Raw genomic sequence first — 17507 nt, forward strand, 5'->3', positions numbered from 1 at the left:
GATGCTCGCGCACACTATTCACAAATCAAAACACCAACCACAAACTCCGATACCTCACACCAGACCAGCTGGGAGTTCTCAGAGGTGGTAGCGGGAACCAACTCGGCCACCCACCCCCCAAAAAGAGAGCCGATGGCCGCGATTGCTTCCTCAGATACCCAACAGCGCGCCCCCCGACGCTTCTAGTCGCCGGAGGTGAAGTTCAATTTTCTATGAGCCACTCCCCATCACCCCGAAGGGTGTGAGGTCCACTTTCGAGTCCGACCAACGATAGAAAGGTGTTGGTCTTCAAAAGACTCCTTAGAAAGGAGGTGATCCAGCCGCACCTTCCGGTACGGCTACCTTGTTACGACTTCGTCCCAATCGCCAGCCCCACCTTCACTCATTCCCTCCCCGAAGGGTTAGGCCACAAGTTTCGGGTGTTGCCGACTTTCATGACGTGACGGGCGGTGTGTACAAGGCCCGGGAACGTATTCACCGCGGCGTTGCTGATCCGCGATTACTAGCGACTCCACCTTCATGGGGTCGAGTTGCAGACCCCAATCCGAACTGAGACCGGCTTTAAGGGATTCGCTCCACCTTACGGTATCGCACGCCCATTGTACCGGCCATTGTAGCATGTTTGCAGCCCAAGACATAAGGGGCATGATGACTTGACGTCGTCCCCACCTTCCTCCGAGTTGACCCCGGCAGTCTCCCATGAGTCCCCACCATTACGTGCTGGCAACATGGAACAAGGGTTGCGCTCGTTGCGGGACTTAACCCAACATCTCACGACACGAGCTGACGACAGCCATGCACCACCTGTCACCCACCAACTAAATGACCCTGTATCTCTACAGGTCCACGGGTGATGTCAAACCTTGGTAAGGTTCTTCGCGTTGCGTCGAATTAAGCAACATGCTCCGCCGCTTGTGCGGGCCCCCGTCAATTCCTTTGAGTTTTAGCCTTGCGGCCGTACTCCCCAGGCGGGGCGCTTAATGCGTTAGCTACGGCGCGGAAACCGTGGAAAGTCCCCACACCTAGCGCCCAACGTTTACGGCATGGACTACCAGGGTATCTAATCCTGTTCGCTCCCCATGCTTTCGCTCCTCAGCGTCAGGTAAGGCCCAGAGACCCGCCTTCGCCACCGGTGTTCCTCCTGATATCTGCGCATTTCACCGCTACACCAGGAATTCCAGTCTCCCCTACCTACCTCTAGCATGCCCGTATCCACTGCAGAACCGGAGTTAAGCCCCGGTCTTTCACAGCAGACGCGACATGCCGCCTACGAGCTCTTTACGCCCAATAATTCCGGACAACGCTCGGACCCTACGTATTACCGCGGCTGCTGGCACGTAGTTAGCCGGTCCTTATTCCCCACCTACCGTCAACCCCACGAGAACGTGGAGCCTGCGTTGGTGGTAAAAGAGGTTTACAACCCGAAGGCCGTCATCCCCCACGCGGCGTCGCTGCATCAGGCTTTCGCCCATTGTGCAATATTCCCCACTGCTGCCTCCCGCAGGAGTCTGGGCCGTGTCTCAGTCCCAGTGTGGCCGGTCGCCCTCTCAGGCCGGCTACCCGTAATCGCCTTGGTAGGCCGTTACCCCACCAACAAGCTGATAGGCCGCGAGCCCATCCCTGACCGATAAAACTTTCCACCCTCCACCATGAGGTGGCGGGTCGTATCCGGTATTAGACGGCGTTTCCACCGCTTATCCCGGAGTCAGGGGCAGGTTGCTCACGTGTTACTCACCCGTTCGCCGCTCGTGTACCCCGAAGGGCCTTACCGCTCGACTTGCATGTGTTAAGCACGCCGCCAGCGTTCGTCCTGAGCCAGGATCAAACTCTCCATAAAGGTCAAACAACCCGTCCCGGCGACCAGAGGTCAGCCTGGGGCGAGTAAACCTAGAAGAAATCCTGACCAACCAACTCGCGTTGGTTAATCAAAGGAACCCTACGCACCGAAGTGCGTCGGGGCCAAAACAAACATGGCTTAAAGAAAATCAAACACGCGCTGTTGAGTTCTCAAGAAACAATCGCTCTTCCCGTACAAGCGCCAGAACCTCAAGGTTCCGTCTGCTCTTCCGGAGAAGGCCTCTGCGTTTCCACCGCTTTAGCGGCTTCTTCGCTGTGTTGTGTCTTTACTTTATCAGGTGTTCCGCGCCCCGCCAAATCGGCGTTTTCGCTTTCAAACCTGATCCGGAGAAAGAATTCCCGGTGCCTCGTCCGCTCTGCGTTTCCGCCGGGCTTTTGAAGCAACTCCCCGAGCCTACATGCTCCGAGCGACTGCTCGAACCAGTGTGTTTCGGAGGAGGTGGACCGGCCCGCCCGCGGAGTTATCCGCGTTCGTCTCGCTCGGTCTTGACCAACTGTACCCCTGGGGTGGAGTGCTCGTGACAGGTTTCCGAAATCTCTTCGGTGTCCTGGCCTACATCGCCTCGGAGCGACCCGGTCGCGGGCCGGAAACCACCCGTCCACCGCTCCGGGTCCCGCTCCCCTCAGAGGAGCGGGACCCCTGTCCCCAGGGGATCCGACCGCCTAGAGCTTCTCGATCGGGGCGTACTTGACCAGGAAGTCCTTCTCACCGATGTCGGCGCCGAAGTCGATTCTGGCCTTGGTCTTGTCCCCGGCGCCGTCGACCAGCTGCACCCGGCCCATCCCGAAGGAGTCGTGGTTGACCAGGTCGCCCACACTGAGCGTGGGCGCCTCCTTGACGGCCTTCTTCCTCCCGCTGCCGAAGGGGCTCGCGAAGCCGCCGCCGCCACCACCGAATCCTCCGCCGGAGCGGCCGCCGATGGTGCGGCTGGGCGGGGCGGAGAGCGTGGACTCGGCGCGGCGCCAGTCGATCAGCGCCGACGGGATCTCGTCCAGGAACCGGGACGCCGGGTTGTAGGAGGGCGTCCCCCAGGCACTGCGCACCGCCGCGCGGCTCACGTACAGCCGCTGCTCGGCGCGGGTGATGCCCACGTACGCCAGGCGCCGTTCCTCCTCCAGCTCGGTCTTGTCCCCCAGCGTCCGCGTGTGCGGGAAGACCCCGTCCTCCATGCCGGTGAGGAAGACCGCCGGGAACTCCAGCCCCTTCGCCGCGTGCAGGGTCATCAGGGTGACCACCCCGCCGTCGTCGTCCTCGTCGGGGATCTGGTCGGTGTCAGCGACCAGCGAGATGCGCTCCAGGAAGTCGACCAGGGTGGGTTCGCCCGGGTCGATGCCCTGGTTCTCCTCGCCCTCCAGCTCCGCCTCGTCCTCGATGAGCGCGGCGAAGGTGTGCTCGAACTCCCGGGCCACGTCGACGAACTCCTCCAGGTTCTCCACCCGGCTCTCGTCCTGGAGGTCCTTGGACTCCGCGAGCTCCGACAGGTAGCCGGTCTTGCTGAGCACCGCCTCGACGATCTCCGCGGGGGTGCTGCCCGGGACGACCTCCGCGAGCTCGTCCAACAGGGCGGTGAAGTTGCGGATCGCCTTGGCCGAACGGGTCGCCAGGCCCGGGGCCTCGTCCACGCGGCGCAGCGCCTTCGAGAACGAGACGCGCTCACGCGCGGCGAGCAGCTCGATGGACTCCTCCGCCCGCGCGCCGATGCCGCGCTTGGGCACGTTGAGGATGCGGCGCAGGCTCACCGTGTCCTCGGGGTTGGCCAGCACCCGCAGGTAGGCGAGGATGTCACGGATCTCCTTGCGCTCGTAGAAGCGCACACCGCCGACGATCTTGTACGGCAGGCCGGTCCGGATGAAGACGTCCTCGAACACGCGGGACTGGGCGTTGGTCCGGTAGAAGACCGCGACCTGGCTCGGCTTGACCGCGCCCTCGTCGGTGAGCCGGTCGATCTCACCGACCACGAAGGCCGCCTCGTCGTGCTCGTTGTCCGCGACGTACCCGGTGATCATCGGGCCCTCGCCCTGCTCCGACCACAGGTTCTTGGCCGGGCGGCCCTCGTTGCGGTCGATCACCGTGTTGGCGGCGGAGAGGATGTTCTGGGTGGAGCGGTAGTTCTGCTCCAGCAGGATGGTCCGCGCGTTCGGGAAGTCGCGCTCGAACTCCAGGATGTTGCGGATGGTCGCGCCCCGGAAGGCGTAGATCGACTGGTCGGCGTCGCCCACCACGCAGAGTTCGGCCGGCGGGACCACGCTGGTGTCGGAGCCCTCCGCCGCGCCGACGAGTTCGCGGACGAACGCGTACTGGGCGTGGTTGGTGTCCTGGTACTCGTCGACCATGACGTGCCGGAAACGGCGCCGGTAGTACTCGGCCACGTCCGGGAACATCTGGAAGAGGTTGACCGTGATCATGATCAGGTCGTCGAAGTCCATGGCGCCCGCTTCGAGCAGGCGGCGCTGGTACAGCTGGTAGGCCTCCGCGAGCTTCTTCTCCTGCTCGGTCTGGGCCTGCTCCGCGTACGTGTCGTAGTCGACGAGCTCGTTCTTGAGGTTGGACACCTGGAAGCTGAAGGACTTGGGCGGGAACCGCTTGGGGTCCAGGTCCATCTCCTTGCAGACCAGCTGCATGAGGCGCTGGGAGTCCGCGGCGTCGTAGATGGTGAAGCTGCTCGGGTAGCCGAGCCGGTGCGCCTCCCGGCGCAGGATGCGCACGCACGCCGAGTGGAAGGTCATCGTCCACATGGTGTTGGCGGCGCGGGTGCCGAGGAGGGCCTCGATGCGCTGCTTCATCTCGGCCGCGGCCTTGTTGGTGAAGGTGATCGCGAGGATCTCCCCCGGGCGCACCCCGCGCTCGGCCATGAGGTGCGCGATGCGGTGGGTGAGGACACGGGTCTTGCCCGATCCCGCGCCCGCCACGATCAGGAGCGGCGCCCCGGCGTGGGTGACGGCGTCGCGCTGGGGACCGTTCAGACCTTCGAGAAGCTGCTCTTGGGAGGACACGCCTACCAGGTTACGGCCGACCGGTGACGTGACCGTCCACCCGGGGGCGGCGCCCCCGAGGGGCCGCCCCGCTCTCCCCGTGCCCGCTCCCTCCCGCCCCTTCCGTCGTTCCCCTCACTCCCGCCCCGTGGGGGCGGGGCCGCCGTCGACGTGCGGTGCGGCCGGCGGCTTACCCTGTTGGGGGCGTTTTCGGCGGATGTCTCCGGTCGTGCGCGTGCCTCCTGTGACGCACGACCGACCACGGAACCTCTCCGGTCACGCCCCACACACCAACCAGGTCATCCGCCTGGCTGGTCCATGTCCTGTTCGGGGGGAGATTGGTCTTGGCTGACCAGGAGTCCATGCGTGTGTTCGTCGACTGCGACCCGGGGATCGACGACGCCGTCGCGCTCGCCTACCTGGCCGCGCGGCCTGAGGTGGAGATCGTCGGTGTCGGCGCGGTGTTCGGCAACAACACGGTCGAGGTGACGGCGCTGAACGCGCTGCGCCTGCTCGACCTGTACGGCTGCCCGGACGTGCCGGTGGCCGTGGGCGCCGCCCGGCCGCTGGTGCAGGAGCCGCGGCTGGCCGGGCACGTGCACGGTGAGAACGGCCTGGGCGACGTGAAGCTTCCGGAGCCCGTGCGTGCACCGGTGGCCGAGTCCGCCGCCGAACTCCTCGTGCGTCTGGTCCGTGAGAACCCGGGGCAGGTCGACGTTCTGGCCGTGGGACCGCTGACCAACCTGGCCCTGGCGCTCGGCCTGGAGCCGCGTCTCCCGCAGCTGGTGCGGCGCCTGGTCGTGATGGGCGGTGCCGTGGAGGTGCCCGGGAACGTGTCCTCGCACGCCGAGGCCAACATCGCCAACGACCCCGAGGCGGCCGAGGCGGTGTTCGCGGCCGGGTTCGACCTGGACCTGATCGCGCTCGACATCACCATGAGGACGGTGGCCACCGGGGCGTGGCTGGACCGGCTCCAGGAGGTCCCCGGGGCGCGCGCCCAGAACACGTCCGCGTTCCTGGACTTCTACGCCGAGTTCTACCGGGGCATCTTCGGGGTGCGCCAGTGCGCGATGCACGACCCGCTGGCCGCGGCCGTGCTGGTGGACCCGCACCTGGTGACCGGGGCCTTCGAGGCTCCGGTCCGGGTGGAGCTCACCGGCGGGCTGACCCGTGGGATGACCGTGGCCGACCGTCGCCTGCGTCCGAGCGACGACGAGCGCCGGGCCGCGCGGGTGGTCACCGAGGTGCGGGATGACGAGTTCCTCGACCGCATGCTCGACTCGCTGCGCTGACCGGTCACCGGTCGTCCGGCGGACCGGTTGTCCACAGGCTGGGGATGCGGGCTGGCGGCGTGGAGGGATTCGGGGTCCCCTGGAGACAGGGGCCCGCGTCCCGGTCCGCGCCGGGTCAGACGAGTCGTCGGGCGGTGGCCCAGCGGCTGAGCTCGTGCCGGTTGGACAGCTGGAGTTTGCGCAGCACCGAGGAGACGTGCGTCTCGACCGTCTTGACCGAGATGAACAGCTCCTTGGCGACCTCCTTGTACGCGTAGCCGCGAGCGATGTGCCGCAGGACCTCGCGTTCGCGCTGGGTGAGGCGGTCCAGCTCGGGGTCGGCCGGGGGCGCGTCCGTCGCGGAGAAGGCGTCCAGCACGAACCCGGCCAGCCGCGGAGAGAACACCGCGTCGCCGTCCGCGACCCGCACGATGGCGTTGGCCAGGTCCTTGCCGGAGATGGTCTTGGTGACGTAGCCGCGCGCGCCCCCGCGCACCACGCCGATGACGTCCTCGGCGGCGTCGGAGACCGACAGGGCCAGGAAGCGGATCTGGGGGTGCTTGGCCAGGACCCGCCGGAGCACCTCGACTCCCCCGCCACCCGGCAGGTGGACGTCGAGGAGCACGAGGTCGGGCAGGGTCTCCCCGATGACGTGCACCGCGCTGTCGACGTCACCGGCCTCACCGATGACGTTGACGGCGTCCCCGAGCTCCCCGCGCACTCCGCTGCGGAACAGCCGGTGGTCGTCCACGATCACGACGCGGGGAACCGCGTCTCCGTCACTGAAGTTCGTGCTCTCTTCTCCCACACCTGGACCCTATCCAGGGAAGTCACCCGGTAGGTAGTGGCCCGCGTCGCCCGGCCCGCCCTCTGGCCCGAAGCGGCCACCGCGCCCGGCGTCCGGAAGGCCCACCGCCCCGGCCCCGGCGCCCACGGTTTGCCCGTTCCTCGGCCCCTCCGCTCCGTCCCCGTGTCCCCCCGGGCTCACATGTCGGGGATGCGGGGCATACGGAGCTGCACCTCGGTGCCCTCTCCGGGTTCGGTGCGGATGCGCGCGCTCCCGCCGTGGCGCTCCATGCGTCCGACGATGGAGCCGCGCACGCCCATGCGGTCCTCGGGGATGTCGTCGAGGTCGAACCCGGCCCCCCGGTCGCGCACGAACACCAGGACCTCCGCCTCGTCCACCTCCCCGAACACCGAAATGGTGTCCGTTCCGGCGTACTTGGAGGCGTTGACCATGGCCTCGCGTGCGGCGCGGAGCATCGCGCTGATGCCGTCGTCGATGGGCGCGTCTCCGACGCACACCACCTCGATCGGCACGCCGTGCTCCTCCTCCACCTCGGCGGCCACCCGTTCCAGGCCCGGCGTGACGGTGGTCTCGGCGTCGGCGGGGCGTTGGTAGAGCCAGCTGCGCAGGGCGCGCTCCTGGACGCGGGCCAGCCGCTGCACCTCGCGGGGGTCGTCGGCGCGGCGCTGGATGAGCGTGAGCGTGTGCAGGACGGAGTCGTGGATGTGCGCGGCGAGTTCGGCGCGTTCGGCGTTGCGGATGCGCTCGCGGCGCTCGGAGTCGCGTTCGCGGATGAGACCGATGATCCAGGGGGCGACGATGAGCGCGATGCCCGCGATGAGCGTGAACGCGAAGGTCAGCCCGGCGCGGGCCTCCTGGAGCTGCTGTTGGAAGACCAGGAAGCCGATGACGCCGACCACGACCAGCAGGACACCGGCGGTGGTGCGCATGATGCTCTTGGGCCGTGTACGGCTGACGGTGCTGTTCATCCACTCGTTGCGTTCGGCGGGGTTGGCCTGCTGCCACAGGATGGTGGCCCCGAGCGCACCGAAGATGACGAACCACAGAAGCGGGTCGAAGACCCCGCCGAACACCAGGAACAGGAGCCCCAGCCCGGCGGCGAGGCCGACGTAGGCGATGAGCTGTGAGATGTCGCGGCCCTTGCGCCGGGCGTCCTCGCCCGGTGCGGACCCGTCGGCGCCGACCTCCTCCTTGGGGACGAGGAAGTACAGGGCCGCGTAGACGGCCACGCCGATCCCGCCGACGGCGAGCGCCATGAACGCGAGGCGGACCACGACCGGGTCCAGCCCCAGGTGCCGGGCCAGCCCTGAGGCGACGCCGCCGAGGAGTCTGCCGTCGACCGCGCGGGTGAGCCGCGGGGTCTCCACGGCCGTCGTTGGCACCGCCGGATCACCGCTTTCGTGTGTGGCGCGACGCCCGTGGCCTGGCGCGCGCGTGGTTGTGGACGGTTCCAGCATGCCCTGTGTGACCCTCGTGGGACATCGGGGGCGCGGCCCTGGTCCGGCCCTGGTGTTCCGGTCAGGGTGGGTTCAGGGTCGTCCCGGATTCCCTTCGCGACGCATCAGAGGTCACGATGGTTCCATGAGGAAAGTGTGGTGAGCGTCCATGTCTGACGGAGAGACGCCGACCGGGGCGTCGGCGGGGAGCGATCCCCTCGGGGGCGGGGCCTTCGGGCACGGTTCCCCGGAGGACGGCTCCGCCCGGGCCGGGGCCGGGTCCTCCGAGGGTGTCGCCACGGAGAACGGCCCCGGGAGCGATTCACCGGGCCCGGTGACCGGCCCCGAGCTGCGCCGCGACGACCAGCGGCAGGCCCTGGCCGGGGTGTGCGCCGGGTTGGGCGCGTACACGCGGGTGGATCCCGTGGTGTGGCGCGCCGCGTTCGTGCTCACCGCGTTCGCCGGCGGCGCGGGGCTGCTGCTGTACATCGCGGCGTGGATGCTCATGCGGGACCCGCAGGGCGGTCCGGCGACCTTCGAGCAGATGCTGAACCGGAGCTTTCCGCCGCACGCGGTGCTGAAGCTGCTGACCCTCGGCCTGGCCGGGGCCACGGCGCTCAGCCTGGTGGGCGGGTTCGGTTGGGGGACGCTGGTGTTGGCGATCCCGCTGGTGCTGGGGTTGCTGACCGCGAGGAACCGGGGTGTGGACCTGCGGACCTCGCTGCTCGGCCTGCGCGCGGACCTGGCCACGCGGGAACCGCCGCCCACGGGGCCGCTGCCGCAGCCGGTGCCCGCCTACTACAACCCGGCCCAGCCGTGGGCCTCGGCCCCGCAGGGCCCGGTGGACCTGGCGGTGGTCTCCGAGCGCACGTCGTTGGGCGCGGACGACGACGAGGAGGACGAGGACGACGAGGAAGCGGGGCAGGAGGAGGAGCCGAGGGACGCGGACCGCCACGGCGGGGGCTGTCGTGGGGACGGTTCCGGGCGCGGGACGAAGCCGCGCTCCTCACCACTGGCCTCACACGCGGTGTGGACCGTCGTCATCATGGCGGTCGCGTGGGCACTGACCGCTCCGCACCTCGGTCCGCCGGTGTCGGAGGCGAGCGCCGCTCAGCTGCTGGTGGGACCGGAGCTCGGCGTCTTCTTCATGGCCGCCGTGGTGGCGGTGGTCGGCCTGTACGCGCTGGTCGGGACCTGGGTGGGCAACCCCCGGGGCCTGATGGTCCTCGGTGCGCTCGCCGTGCTGGGCGCGGTCCTGGTGTCCTCGGTCGACGTCACCCGGACGCGGATCGGTGACGAGCTGTGGCGGCCGACCACGGTCGCGGAGGCGCGGTCGGACGACCAGTGGCTGAACGTGGGCTCGGGGACGCTGGACCTGACGTCCCTGCCCGCAGAACTCGGCCCCGAGGGGTCCGTGGACGTGGTGGCCCGGGTGGACGTGGGGAGCCTGCTGCTGGTGATTCCCGAGGACGCCCGGGTGAACCTGGTGTCGGACGTCACGGCGGGTGCGGTCGGGATCGGCGGCATGGAACCCGACGGCGACTTCGTGGCCGGGCTGGGCGTGAACCACGAGGAGACCTTCGAGCCGACGGAGCCCCCACGGGGCTCGGAACGGACCGGGGAGACGAGGAACGGGCCGGAGGGGGTGCCGGTGATCAACGTGCACACCAGCAGCGTGGCCGGGACAGTGGAGGTGCGGTATGGCCAAGCGGGGAACTGACTGGGGATCGCTCGTCGCGGGAGTGCTGTTCCTGGGGCTGGCTGTGGCGATCGCCGTCCGGGGCAGCGGTGACTGGGAACCGAACGTGATGTGGCTGCTGCCGGTGCTGGCGGTGGGCCTGGGCGTGGCGGCGATGGCGCGGGCGCTGTTCCGGTCGCGCCCCCGGGAGGCCGAGGAGCTGCCTCCCCCGCCTCCCCCGACGGACCAGGGCTGATCGCCCCCGAGAGGGGATCGGTGAACACGGGAAAGGGGCGTCCTCCTCGGAGGGCGCCCCTTTCCCGTGCCCGGCGACCGTTGGCGACCGGTGTCCCGCTTCCGATGTCCTGACCGAAACCCCCGGTGCCGGAGTGCGGTGTCCGGGGTCCGGTGTCCGGTGTCCCGTGGGTGTCCGGTGCGCGTCCCCCGGGGCGGAGCTCGGGGTGCTACTCCGGGCGGTGCTCCGCGATCGCGGCGAACTCCTCGATGCCGAGGGACTCCCCGCGCGCGCTCGGCTGGACCCCGGCGGCCCGGAGCGCGGCCTCGGCCGCGGGGGCCGACCCCGCCCAGCCGGACAGCGCGGCGCGCAGGGTCTTGCGGCGCTGGGCGAAGGCCGCGTCGATGACCTTGAAGACCTCCTTGCGCGGGGCCTTCGTGCTGGGCTCGGGGCGGCGGACCAGTTCCACCAGCCCGGAGTCGACGTTGGGCGCGGGCCAGAAGACGTTCCGGCCGACCGCTCCGGCCCGGCGCGCGCTGGCGTACCAGGCGACCTTCGCGGAGGGCACCCCGTAGATGCGCCCGCCCGGGGTGGCGGTGATCCGGTCCGCGACCTCCGCCTGCACCATGACCAGCACCCGCTCCAGGCTCGGCAGGAGTTCGAGCAGGTGCAGCAGGACCGGCACGGAGACGTTGTAGGGCAGGTTGGCCACGAGCGCGGTGGGCGCGGGGCCGGGCAGTTCGGTGATGCGCATGGCGTCACCGGGGACCACCGTGAGCCGGTCGACGAGGTCGGGCGCGTGGTCCGTGACGGTGCCGGGCAGCGCCTCGGCCAGTGCCGGGTCGATCTCGATCGCGGTGACGTGCCGTACGTGCGGGAGCAGCGCGAGGGTGAGCGATCCGAGCCCGGGCCCCACCTCGACGACCACGTCGTCGGCGCCGACGCCCGCGACGCGGACGATGCGGCGGACGGTGCCGTGGTCGATGACGAAGTTCTGGCCCAGGGTCTTGGTGGGCCGGATACCGAACCGCTCGGCGAGGGCCCGCACGTCGGCGGGGGTGAGCAGGCGGGAACGGTCGGCGGGGTCGGGTTCGGGTGTCTGTGTCACCCACACATCTTGCCAGCCGCCGCCCACCCGCTCATCCACGCCGCGGGGGGCGGCCACCGGTCGGGGCGGGCTGATCGACCGGTGGACCCCGATCACTCGAAGAGGTGGACCCCGCAGTGCGGCCACTGGCTCTGCCAGTTCCCGCCGACGCTGTCGTAGAGCTGCTGGGCGCGCTGGGTCTGTTCGGCGGCGCTGGCGTCGGAGGGCAGTCCGCTGCCGCCGACCGAAGCCCAGGTGCTCGGACTGAACTGGTAGAGCCCGTAGTAGCCGCCCGCCGCGTTCACCGCGGAGGCGTCGCCCCCGGACTCGCACCGGGCCAACCCGGCCCAGTTGAGGCCGCCCGCCTCACCGCTGGCCTGGGGGTCGTCCTCCTCGGGCTTGGTACCGATCTCCACCAACCCCTCGACGGGTTCGGTGACGACCTCCTCGGAGAGTTCGTGGTCGACCTCCTCGCCGTGGCGCAGGACCCGGAGGGTGGTGACCTCCTTGAGCCCGTCCTCGGGCTCGGTCACGACCTCGCGTTCGCCCTCGGGGAGGTCGGGGTTCTCGCGTTCGACGGTCTCCGCCTCGATCACCACCTCCTCGGTCTCGGGTTGACCGAGGGCGGGCAGGACGCGCACCACCATGTCGGGTTCGGCGGGCTCGTCCGGCTTCGGGGAGACGATGTCGTGCTCACCGGTCTCGACCCCGGCGGCGCTGAGGACGTCCGCGACGGTCGCGCCCGTGGTGCGGGTCTCGGAGCGGACGGTGTCGTACATGACGACCATGCGGGGCGCGCGCTCGGCGGTCACCGTGAGGCCGTCCTCGGGGATCGGGGTGTCGTGCTCCTCGGAGAGTTCGACGCCCTCGGGGTCGAGGCCGATCTGCCGGAGTGCCTCGTCGAGGGTCGCGGCGTGCACCCGGTGGTTGAGTTCGTGGCCGTCGAGGTCGACGGTGATCTCGCGGGGTGAGCGGAGGACCACGTGGTCGCCGGCGGTGACCTCGGTGTCCGGGGAGGGGGCGACCACGTCGTGTTCACCGAGTTCGATCCCGGCGGAGTCGAGGACGTCCTGGACGCTGTCCCCGAAGGTGCTGACCTCGCTCTCCTGGCCGTTGGCGTCGAGCAGGACGGTCTTCTCCATGGCCAGGGCGGTGCCTCCGCCCGCGAGGACCAGGACGAAGGCGACGGCGCCCGCCATGACCGGCAGGGGGAGGAGGAGGGACGCCCTGGGGCGTCGGCGCCTTCGGGAACGGCGCCGGGAGCCGTTCTTCCCGGATTCTGTGGGCATGACTTCCGAGCCCTTCTTCAAGGGGTGGTCCGTGGGAGTCCTCGGTGGTGGAGGGGCTTCCGAGGGCCGAACAGGGTCACATTAACACCAGGTGAGCGTGGGTTTTTTACATGGCCCGAAAACCATTACGCTGCAAATCGTGCATTTCCCCCTATTCTTTTTCCGCCCCGCCCCCACGCGACGGCCTGGTCTCGGGGCGGCGTAGCCTGCACAATGAACCGAACGCCGTTCTAGTCACCTGCGGATCGTCACCCCGATCGAGTCACCGCCCTTCCAGTCACCTCTCCCGACCAACGCCCCGGAGGCACCATGGGACCCCTCAACGGAATCCGCGTCGTCGAGTTCACCGGGATCGGCCCGGCGCCGATGGCCGGAATGCTCCTGGCCGACATGGGTGCCAGCGTCATCCGGATCGACCGCCCCGGGGCCGCCGAGGCCATGGCCTCCGGCTCCACGGGACCGCACATGAGCGAGGGCCGCGCCGTGCTCGGCGCCGACCTCAAGTCCGACGAGGGGATCGCCCGCGCCCGCGAACTCGTCTCCCGCGCCGACGTCCTCCTGGAGGGCTTCCGCCCGGGGGTGATGGAACGCCTGGGCCTGGGCCCCGACGACTGTCTGGAGCTCAACCCGCGCCTGGTGTACGCGCGCGTCACCGGTTGGGGCCAGGAGGGGCCGCTGGCCCGCACCGCCGGACACGACATGAACTACGTGTCCGTGAACGGCGCCCTGCACTCCATCGGACGCGCGGACGGCCCTCCGGTCCCGCCGATCAACCTGCTCGGTGACTTCGCGGGGGGCACCATGTTCACGGTCACCGGAATCCTGGCCGCCCTCCTGGAACGGCGGGGCTCCGGGCTCGGCCAGGTCGTGGACGCCGCGATGGTGGACGGCAGCGCCCTGCTGATGTCGATGGTGCACGAGGACCGCGCGCGGGGTTCGTGGACCGACGAGCGCGGCACCAACTACCTCGACACCGGGGCCCCCTGGTACGACGTCTACGAGTGTGCCGACGGCCGCCACCTGTCCGTGGCCTGCATCGAGCCGCAGTTCTACGCGGCGTTCCTCGCGGGGGCGGGGCTGGACGCCGAGGAGCTGCCCGACCAGTGGGACACCGAGGGGTGGCCCCGGCTCCGCGCGCGCTTCGCGGAGGTGCTGCGCACGCGCGACCGCGACGAGTGGGGGGCGGTCTTCGAGGGGACCGACGCCTGCGTGATGCCGGTCCTGTCCCTGGCGGAGGCTCCCGACCACCCGCACGTGCGGGCGCGGGGCGCGCTCGTGCGCGAGGGCGACCGGGTCGTGGCCGGACCGGCGCCGAGGTTCGGCCGTACCCCCGGCGAGGTCACCCGGGGGCGCCCGCTGCCCGACACCGACGCGACCCTGAAGGAGTGGGGCCTCACCCCCTGACCCTCACCTCCCCCGGCCCGGACCGCTCCCCCGGCCCGGCCGTTCCCCTCCCCGGCGCACCCCGCGATTCCCCTGTCCGGAATCGCCGTTTTCCCCGCTCAGAGCCGTGTGATCACTAGGGTGGGCGACCAGTGAGGTGATCGCGATCGGGGGGACCGCCATGTCACCGAGTCGACGGCTCGGCGTGCGCTCGGAACGGTGTGCGGCCGGAGGCCGTGCCCGACAACGGGCCGGGCGCCCGGGAGGGCAGCCGGGAAGGCGCCCGCCCAGGCGCCTGTACGCCCTCCTGCTGGTGGTGGCGGTCCTGCTCTGCACGGCCCCCGCCGCCGCGGGCTCGGGGAGCCCGCCCGGGCTCGACCCGGGCCGCGCCGGACCGTCCGACGGCCCGGTCGTGCTCGTGGGCGTGCCGGGGCTGCTCTGGGAGGACGTCACCCCCGAGCACACGCCCGCGCTGTGGGAGCTGGCCGAGGCCGGGGCGATCGGCAACGTCTCCATCCGCACCGTGACCTCCCGGACCTGCCCCACGGACGGCTGGCTCTCGGTCTCGGCGGGGCAGCGCTCTCTCTCCGACCGGGAGCGCTTCACCGTGTGCGAGCCCGCTCCGGAGCCGGTCGTGGACGGGTCGGGCGCGACCGTCCCGGGGTTCCGGGACTTCGTCGAGCAGAACGCGCGGTCGGTCTTCGCCGCGCCGGTGGGCCTGCTCGGGCAGACCGTCCGCGACCAGGGCGGACTGACCCTGGCCGCCGGGCCGGGCGCCGCACTGGGAGCCGCCGACGAGTCCGGCCGGGTCGACCACTACGTCGACTCGGCGCGGGACCTCTCCCAGGAGCGCCTGCGCGGCGTCTCCCTCGCGGCGGTGGAGCTGCCCGAGCTCACCAGCCTCTACCCGGCCGAAACCGAGGACGGGGACGAGCCCGAGGAGGCCAAACCCGAGGACGTTCCGGAACAGGTCCGCGAGGACACCCTGGAGACCCTCGACTCCCGGCTGTCCGCGCTGGTCGGGAACCTGCCCGCCGGATCCACCCTGATGGTGGTCGGGGTCTCCATGGACACCGGCCCCTCACAGCTGACCGTCGCCCTCACCGGCGAGGTGACCGAGCAGGGGCTGGCCGGTCCCGCCTCCTACCTGGCCTCGGAGTCGACCCGCCGCCCCGGGCTGGTGGCCCTGACCGACACCACCGTGACGGTGCTGGCCGAGCTGGGGCTGGACGCGGGCGGCCCCACCGGCGGACGGGTGTGGCAGACCACCGACCGCCCCCAGCCGGTGGAGGAGGCGGTGGTCCGCCTGGTGGACTTCAACACCGCGGCGGTGGTGGTGGGCGCGGCCATCCCCGGGTTCTTCAGCGGGCTGGTCGCCATCCAGCTGCTCATCTACGCGGCGGCGGCCTACGCCATGCACCGGTACTCCTGGGGTGAGCGCGGCAAGCGGGCCGTGGTGCTGTCGGTGACCCGGGTCGTGGCGCTGGCGGGCGCGGCCTTCCCCGTGGCGAGCTACCTGGCCAACCTCATCCCGTGGTGGGCGACGCAGGTCCCGCCGCTGGCCCTGCTGGCGTCGGTCCTGGCCGTGGACGCCCTGGTGGTGGCGCTGGCGGTGGCCGGACCGTGGCGCCGGACCATCCTCGGCCCGATGACGGTGGTGGCGGGCGCGACCACCCTCGTGCTCTTCCTCGACCTCTGCTTCGGCGCCCACCTCCAGATGAACTCGCCCACGGGGTACTCACCGATCGTGGCCGGGCGCTTCTACGGGATAGGGAACATCGCCTTCGCGACCTTCGCCACCGGCATGCTGATGGCGGTCGCGGGCATCTCCCACTCGCTGATCTCGCGGGGCAGGCGTCGCGCGGCGGTGATCACGACCCTGCTGGTGGGGACCGCCTCGGTGCTGATCATCGGCTGGCCGGGGCTGGGCACGGACTTCGGCGGCGTGATCGCCCTGATCCCGGGCCTCGCGGTGACCACGATGATGATCGCGGGGGTGCGGATCACCGCCCTGCGCCTGGCCGCGGTGGGCGTCGTCTCGGTCACCGCGATCTCCCTGCTGGCCTGGATGGACTACATGCGGCCGGTGGAGGACCGCAGCCACTTCGGCGCGTTCGCGGAGCAGGTGGTGAGCGGGGACGCCGGGACGGTGCTCGCCCGCAAGCTGGGCGCCATGCTGGGCACCCTGGGCAACTGGCACCTGACCCTGTTGGCGGCCGGGGCCCTGGTCTTCCTGTTCGCCGTCCTCAACCGGCCGGGCAGATGGCGGATCGGCGCGCTCCAGCGTGCCTACGAGTACGCGCCGACGCTCCGGGCCGGTCTGACCGGTTCCCTGGTGACGGCACTGGTGGGGTTCGCGGCCAACGACTCCGGCGTGGCCATCCCCGCGCTGGCGCTGACCGTGGCGGTCCCGCTCACCCTGTCCGCGTGTGTGTGGGCGCTCCAGCAGCGCGAGCGGGAGCCCGAAGAGGACCCGGTGGAGACCGCATACGTCCCCAAGGCGTGATCCATACACCAGTAATCCAGGAAACGGTCAATCGGCGGGGGCACGACCTTGCGTCGCTCCCGTCACGAAACGGCCACGGCCCTGTGGTAAAGTCCGAGGCTGGACGGCCCCGACACCAACGCGTCCCAGCGCCCTGACGGCGCGCCGGGAGGAGTCGGGTCCACCGGGGACCACCGGCCCAGTCACGGTCCCCGCCGCGGCCCACCGGGGAATGCCCGCCGCCGCGGGCGGGTTCTCACTGGCGGAGGGCCCGGCCCGGCCGCCGGCTCCGGCAGGACGGCCGAGCACGGGGACACCATGAACCGCGCCCTCGTCGCACGACGCAAGTCACACCGATGACACACGGCACCAGGAACGCCTGGCCCAGGCCAGGCGTTGTAGGGGTGCCGTGCTTTTCCGAGCAAACCAGGCGAGAAAGGCGTTTCCTCCCCGGTTCCCAGCCCGGGGCACCACGCAAGGAACTTGATGAACCATCAGCTTGGCTCACGCGGTAACGCAACCATCGCACCGGTCACCGCACGTCCCCGGTGGGGAGACGTTCGGCCTGCCTCGTCGACCCGTCGGGCACGGCCCGAGTACGCCGGAGTCGCCATGCCCGACCTGACCATTTCCTCCACCCTCCATGAGGCCGGAAGAGTCCTGGCCCTGGACGGGGAGATCGACATGGCCACCGAGAACCGCTTCCAGGAGGCGGTCACGGAGGCGCTGACCACGCAGCCCTTCGGTCGCGTCGTGCTGGACTGCGCCGATCTGCGGTTCATCGACTCCAGTGGGCTGCGCGTGCTCATCCGAGCCCACAAGGCCGCCAAGGAGCAGCAGGCCCTCCTGGTGATCGCCGCTCCGGTGCCGCGCGTCACGCAGATCCTGCGCGTCACCTCGCTGGACACCCGCATCCCGGTGTTCTCCTCGGTCGCCCTGGCGCTCAGCGCCCCGCAGACCGCCCAGTAGCCCCGCCCGCCTCCGGGCACCACGAAGGCCCCGCGT

General features: G+C 70.2%; 11 protein-coding genes and 1 rRNA gene. 6 read left to right on the forward strand and 6 right to left on the reverse strand.

What is annotated here, in order from left to right; genetic code table 11:
* Positions 1-304: 304 nt before the first annotated feature.
* Together AC0VYM_RS25105 and pcrA are read right to left on the reverse strand one after the other, a co-directional pair.
* Positions 305-1837, reverse strand: a 16S ribosomal RNA gene (locus AC0VYM_RS25105).
* A 683-nt stretch (positions 1838-2520) separates the two neighbouring features.
* A complete protein-coding gene (gene pcrA / locus AC0VYM_RS25110; protein ID WP_475456172.1) occupies positions 2521-4851 on the reverse strand; it encodes a DNA helicase PcrA in 2331 nt (776 codons plus the stop codon).
* Positions 4852-5192: 341 nt separating this feature from the next.
* Here pcrA and AC0VYM_RS25115 point away from each other — a divergent pair, with 341 nt between their 5' ends.
* Positions 5193-6122: a nucleoside hydrolase gene (locus AC0VYM_RS25115; protein WP_475463222.1), complete on the forward strand. Its 930-nt coding sequence runs from the start codon at positions 5193-5195 to the stop codon at positions 6120-6122.
* A gap of 115 nt (positions 6123-6237) precedes the next feature.
* Here AC0VYM_RS25115 and AC0VYM_RS25120 read toward each other — a convergent pair whose 3' ends face one another.
* Both AC0VYM_RS25120 and AC0VYM_RS25125 read right to left on the reverse strand, forming a co-directional pair.
* On the reverse strand, positions 6238-6909 hold the full coding sequence (locus AC0VYM_RS25120; RefSeq protein WP_378738339.1) for a response regulator: 672 nt from the start codon (positions 6907-6909) through the stop codon (positions 6238-6240).
* Positions 6910-7085: 176 nt separating this feature from the next.
* Positions 7086-8276: an ATP-binding protein gene (locus AC0VYM_RS25125; RefSeq protein WP_475463224.1), complete on the reverse strand. Its 1191-nt coding sequence runs from the start codon at positions 8274-8276 to the stop codon at positions 7086-7088.
* 238 nt (positions 8277-8514) lie between these two features.
* On the opposite strand from AC0VYM_RS25125, the gene AC0VYM_RS25130 reads away from it, so the two are divergent.
* Positions 8515-10065, forward strand: a complete 1551-nt coding sequence (locus AC0VYM_RS25130) for a PspC domain-containing protein (protein ID WP_475456174.1) — start codon at positions 8515-8517, stop codon at positions 10063-10065.
* Positions 10046-10279, forward strand: coding sequence for a hypothetical protein (locus AC0VYM_RS25135; RefSeq protein ID WP_475456176.1), 234 nt, complete (start codon positions 10046-10048; stop codon positions 10277-10279). The genes AC0VYM_RS25130 and AC0VYM_RS25135 overlap by 20 nt, the downstream gene beginning before the upstream one ends.
* 208 nt (positions 10280-10487) lie before the next feature.
* On the opposite strand, the gene rsmA is transcribed toward AC0VYM_RS25135, so the two are convergent.
* Together rsmA and AC0VYM_RS25145 are read right to left on the reverse strand one after the other, a co-directional pair.
* Entirely contained in the window at positions 10488-11372 is an 885-nt protein-coding gene (rsmA, locus tag AC0VYM_RS25140; RefSeq protein ID WP_475463226.1) for a 16S rRNA (adenine(1518)-N(6)/adenine(1519)-N(6))-dimethyltransferase RsmA, read from the reverse strand.
* Between the two features lie 86 nt (positions 11373-11458).
* On the reverse strand, positions 11459-12634 hold the full coding sequence (locus AC0VYM_RS25145; protein WP_475456178.1) for a ubiquitin-like domain-containing protein: 1176 nt from the start codon (positions 12632-12634) through the stop codon (positions 11459-11461).
* Positions 12635-12943: 309 nt separating this feature from the next.
* On the opposite strand from AC0VYM_RS25145, the gene AC0VYM_RS25150 reads away from it, so the two are divergent.
* From AC0VYM_RS25150 to AC0VYM_RS25160, 3 genes are all read left to right on the forward strand, one after another.
* A complete protein-coding gene (locus AC0VYM_RS25150) occupies positions 12944-14038 on the forward strand; it encodes a CaiB/BaiF CoA transferase family protein (protein WP_475456180.1) in 1095 nt (364 codons plus the stop codon).
* Between the two features lie 160 nt (positions 14039-14198).
* Positions 14199-16523 carry a hypothetical protein gene (locus AC0VYM_RS25155; protein ID WP_475456182.1) on the forward strand — a complete coding sequence of 775 codons (2325 nt, stop codon included), beginning with the start codon at positions 14199-14201 and terminating at the stop codon, positions 16521-16523.
* Between the two features lie 591 nt (positions 16524-17114).
* Positions 17115-17471, forward strand: coding sequence for an STAS domain-containing protein (locus AC0VYM_RS25160; protein WP_475456184.1), 357 nt, complete (start codon positions 17115-17117; stop codon positions 17469-17471).
* Positions 17472-17507: the final 36 nt, after the last annotated feature.

The organism is Nocardiopsis sp. iso_237 (assembly GCF_056173345.1).

Coding starts and splice junctions, on each gene's coding strand:
- AC0VYM_RS25115 (WP_475463222.1), top strand. CDS start 5,193: ATGCGTGTGTTCGTCGACTGCGACCCGGGGATCGACGACGCCGTCGCG.
- AC0VYM_RS25130 (WP_475456174.1), top strand. CDS start 8,515: ATGTCTGACGGAGAGACGCCGACCGGGGCGTCGGCGGGGAGCGATCCC.
- AC0VYM_RS25135 (WP_475456176.1), top strand. CDS start 10,046: ATGGCCAAGCGGGGAACTGACTGGGGATCGCTCGTCGCGGGAGTGCTG.
- AC0VYM_RS25145 (WP_475456178.1), bottom strand. CDS start 12,634: ATGCCCACAGAATCCGGGAAGAACGGCTCCCGGCGCCGTTCCCGAAGG.
- AC0VYM_RS25150 (WP_475456180.1), top strand. CDS start 12,944: ATGGGACCCCTCAACGGAATCCGCGTCGTCGAGTTCACCGGGATCGGC.
- AC0VYM_RS25155 (WP_475456182.1), top strand. CDS start 14,199: ATGTCACCGAGTCGACGGCTCGGCGTGCGCTCGGAACGGTGTGCGGCC.
- AC0VYM_RS25160 (WP_475456184.1), top strand. CDS start 17,115: ATGCCCGACCTGACCATTTCCTCCACCCTCCATGAGGCCGGAAGAGTC.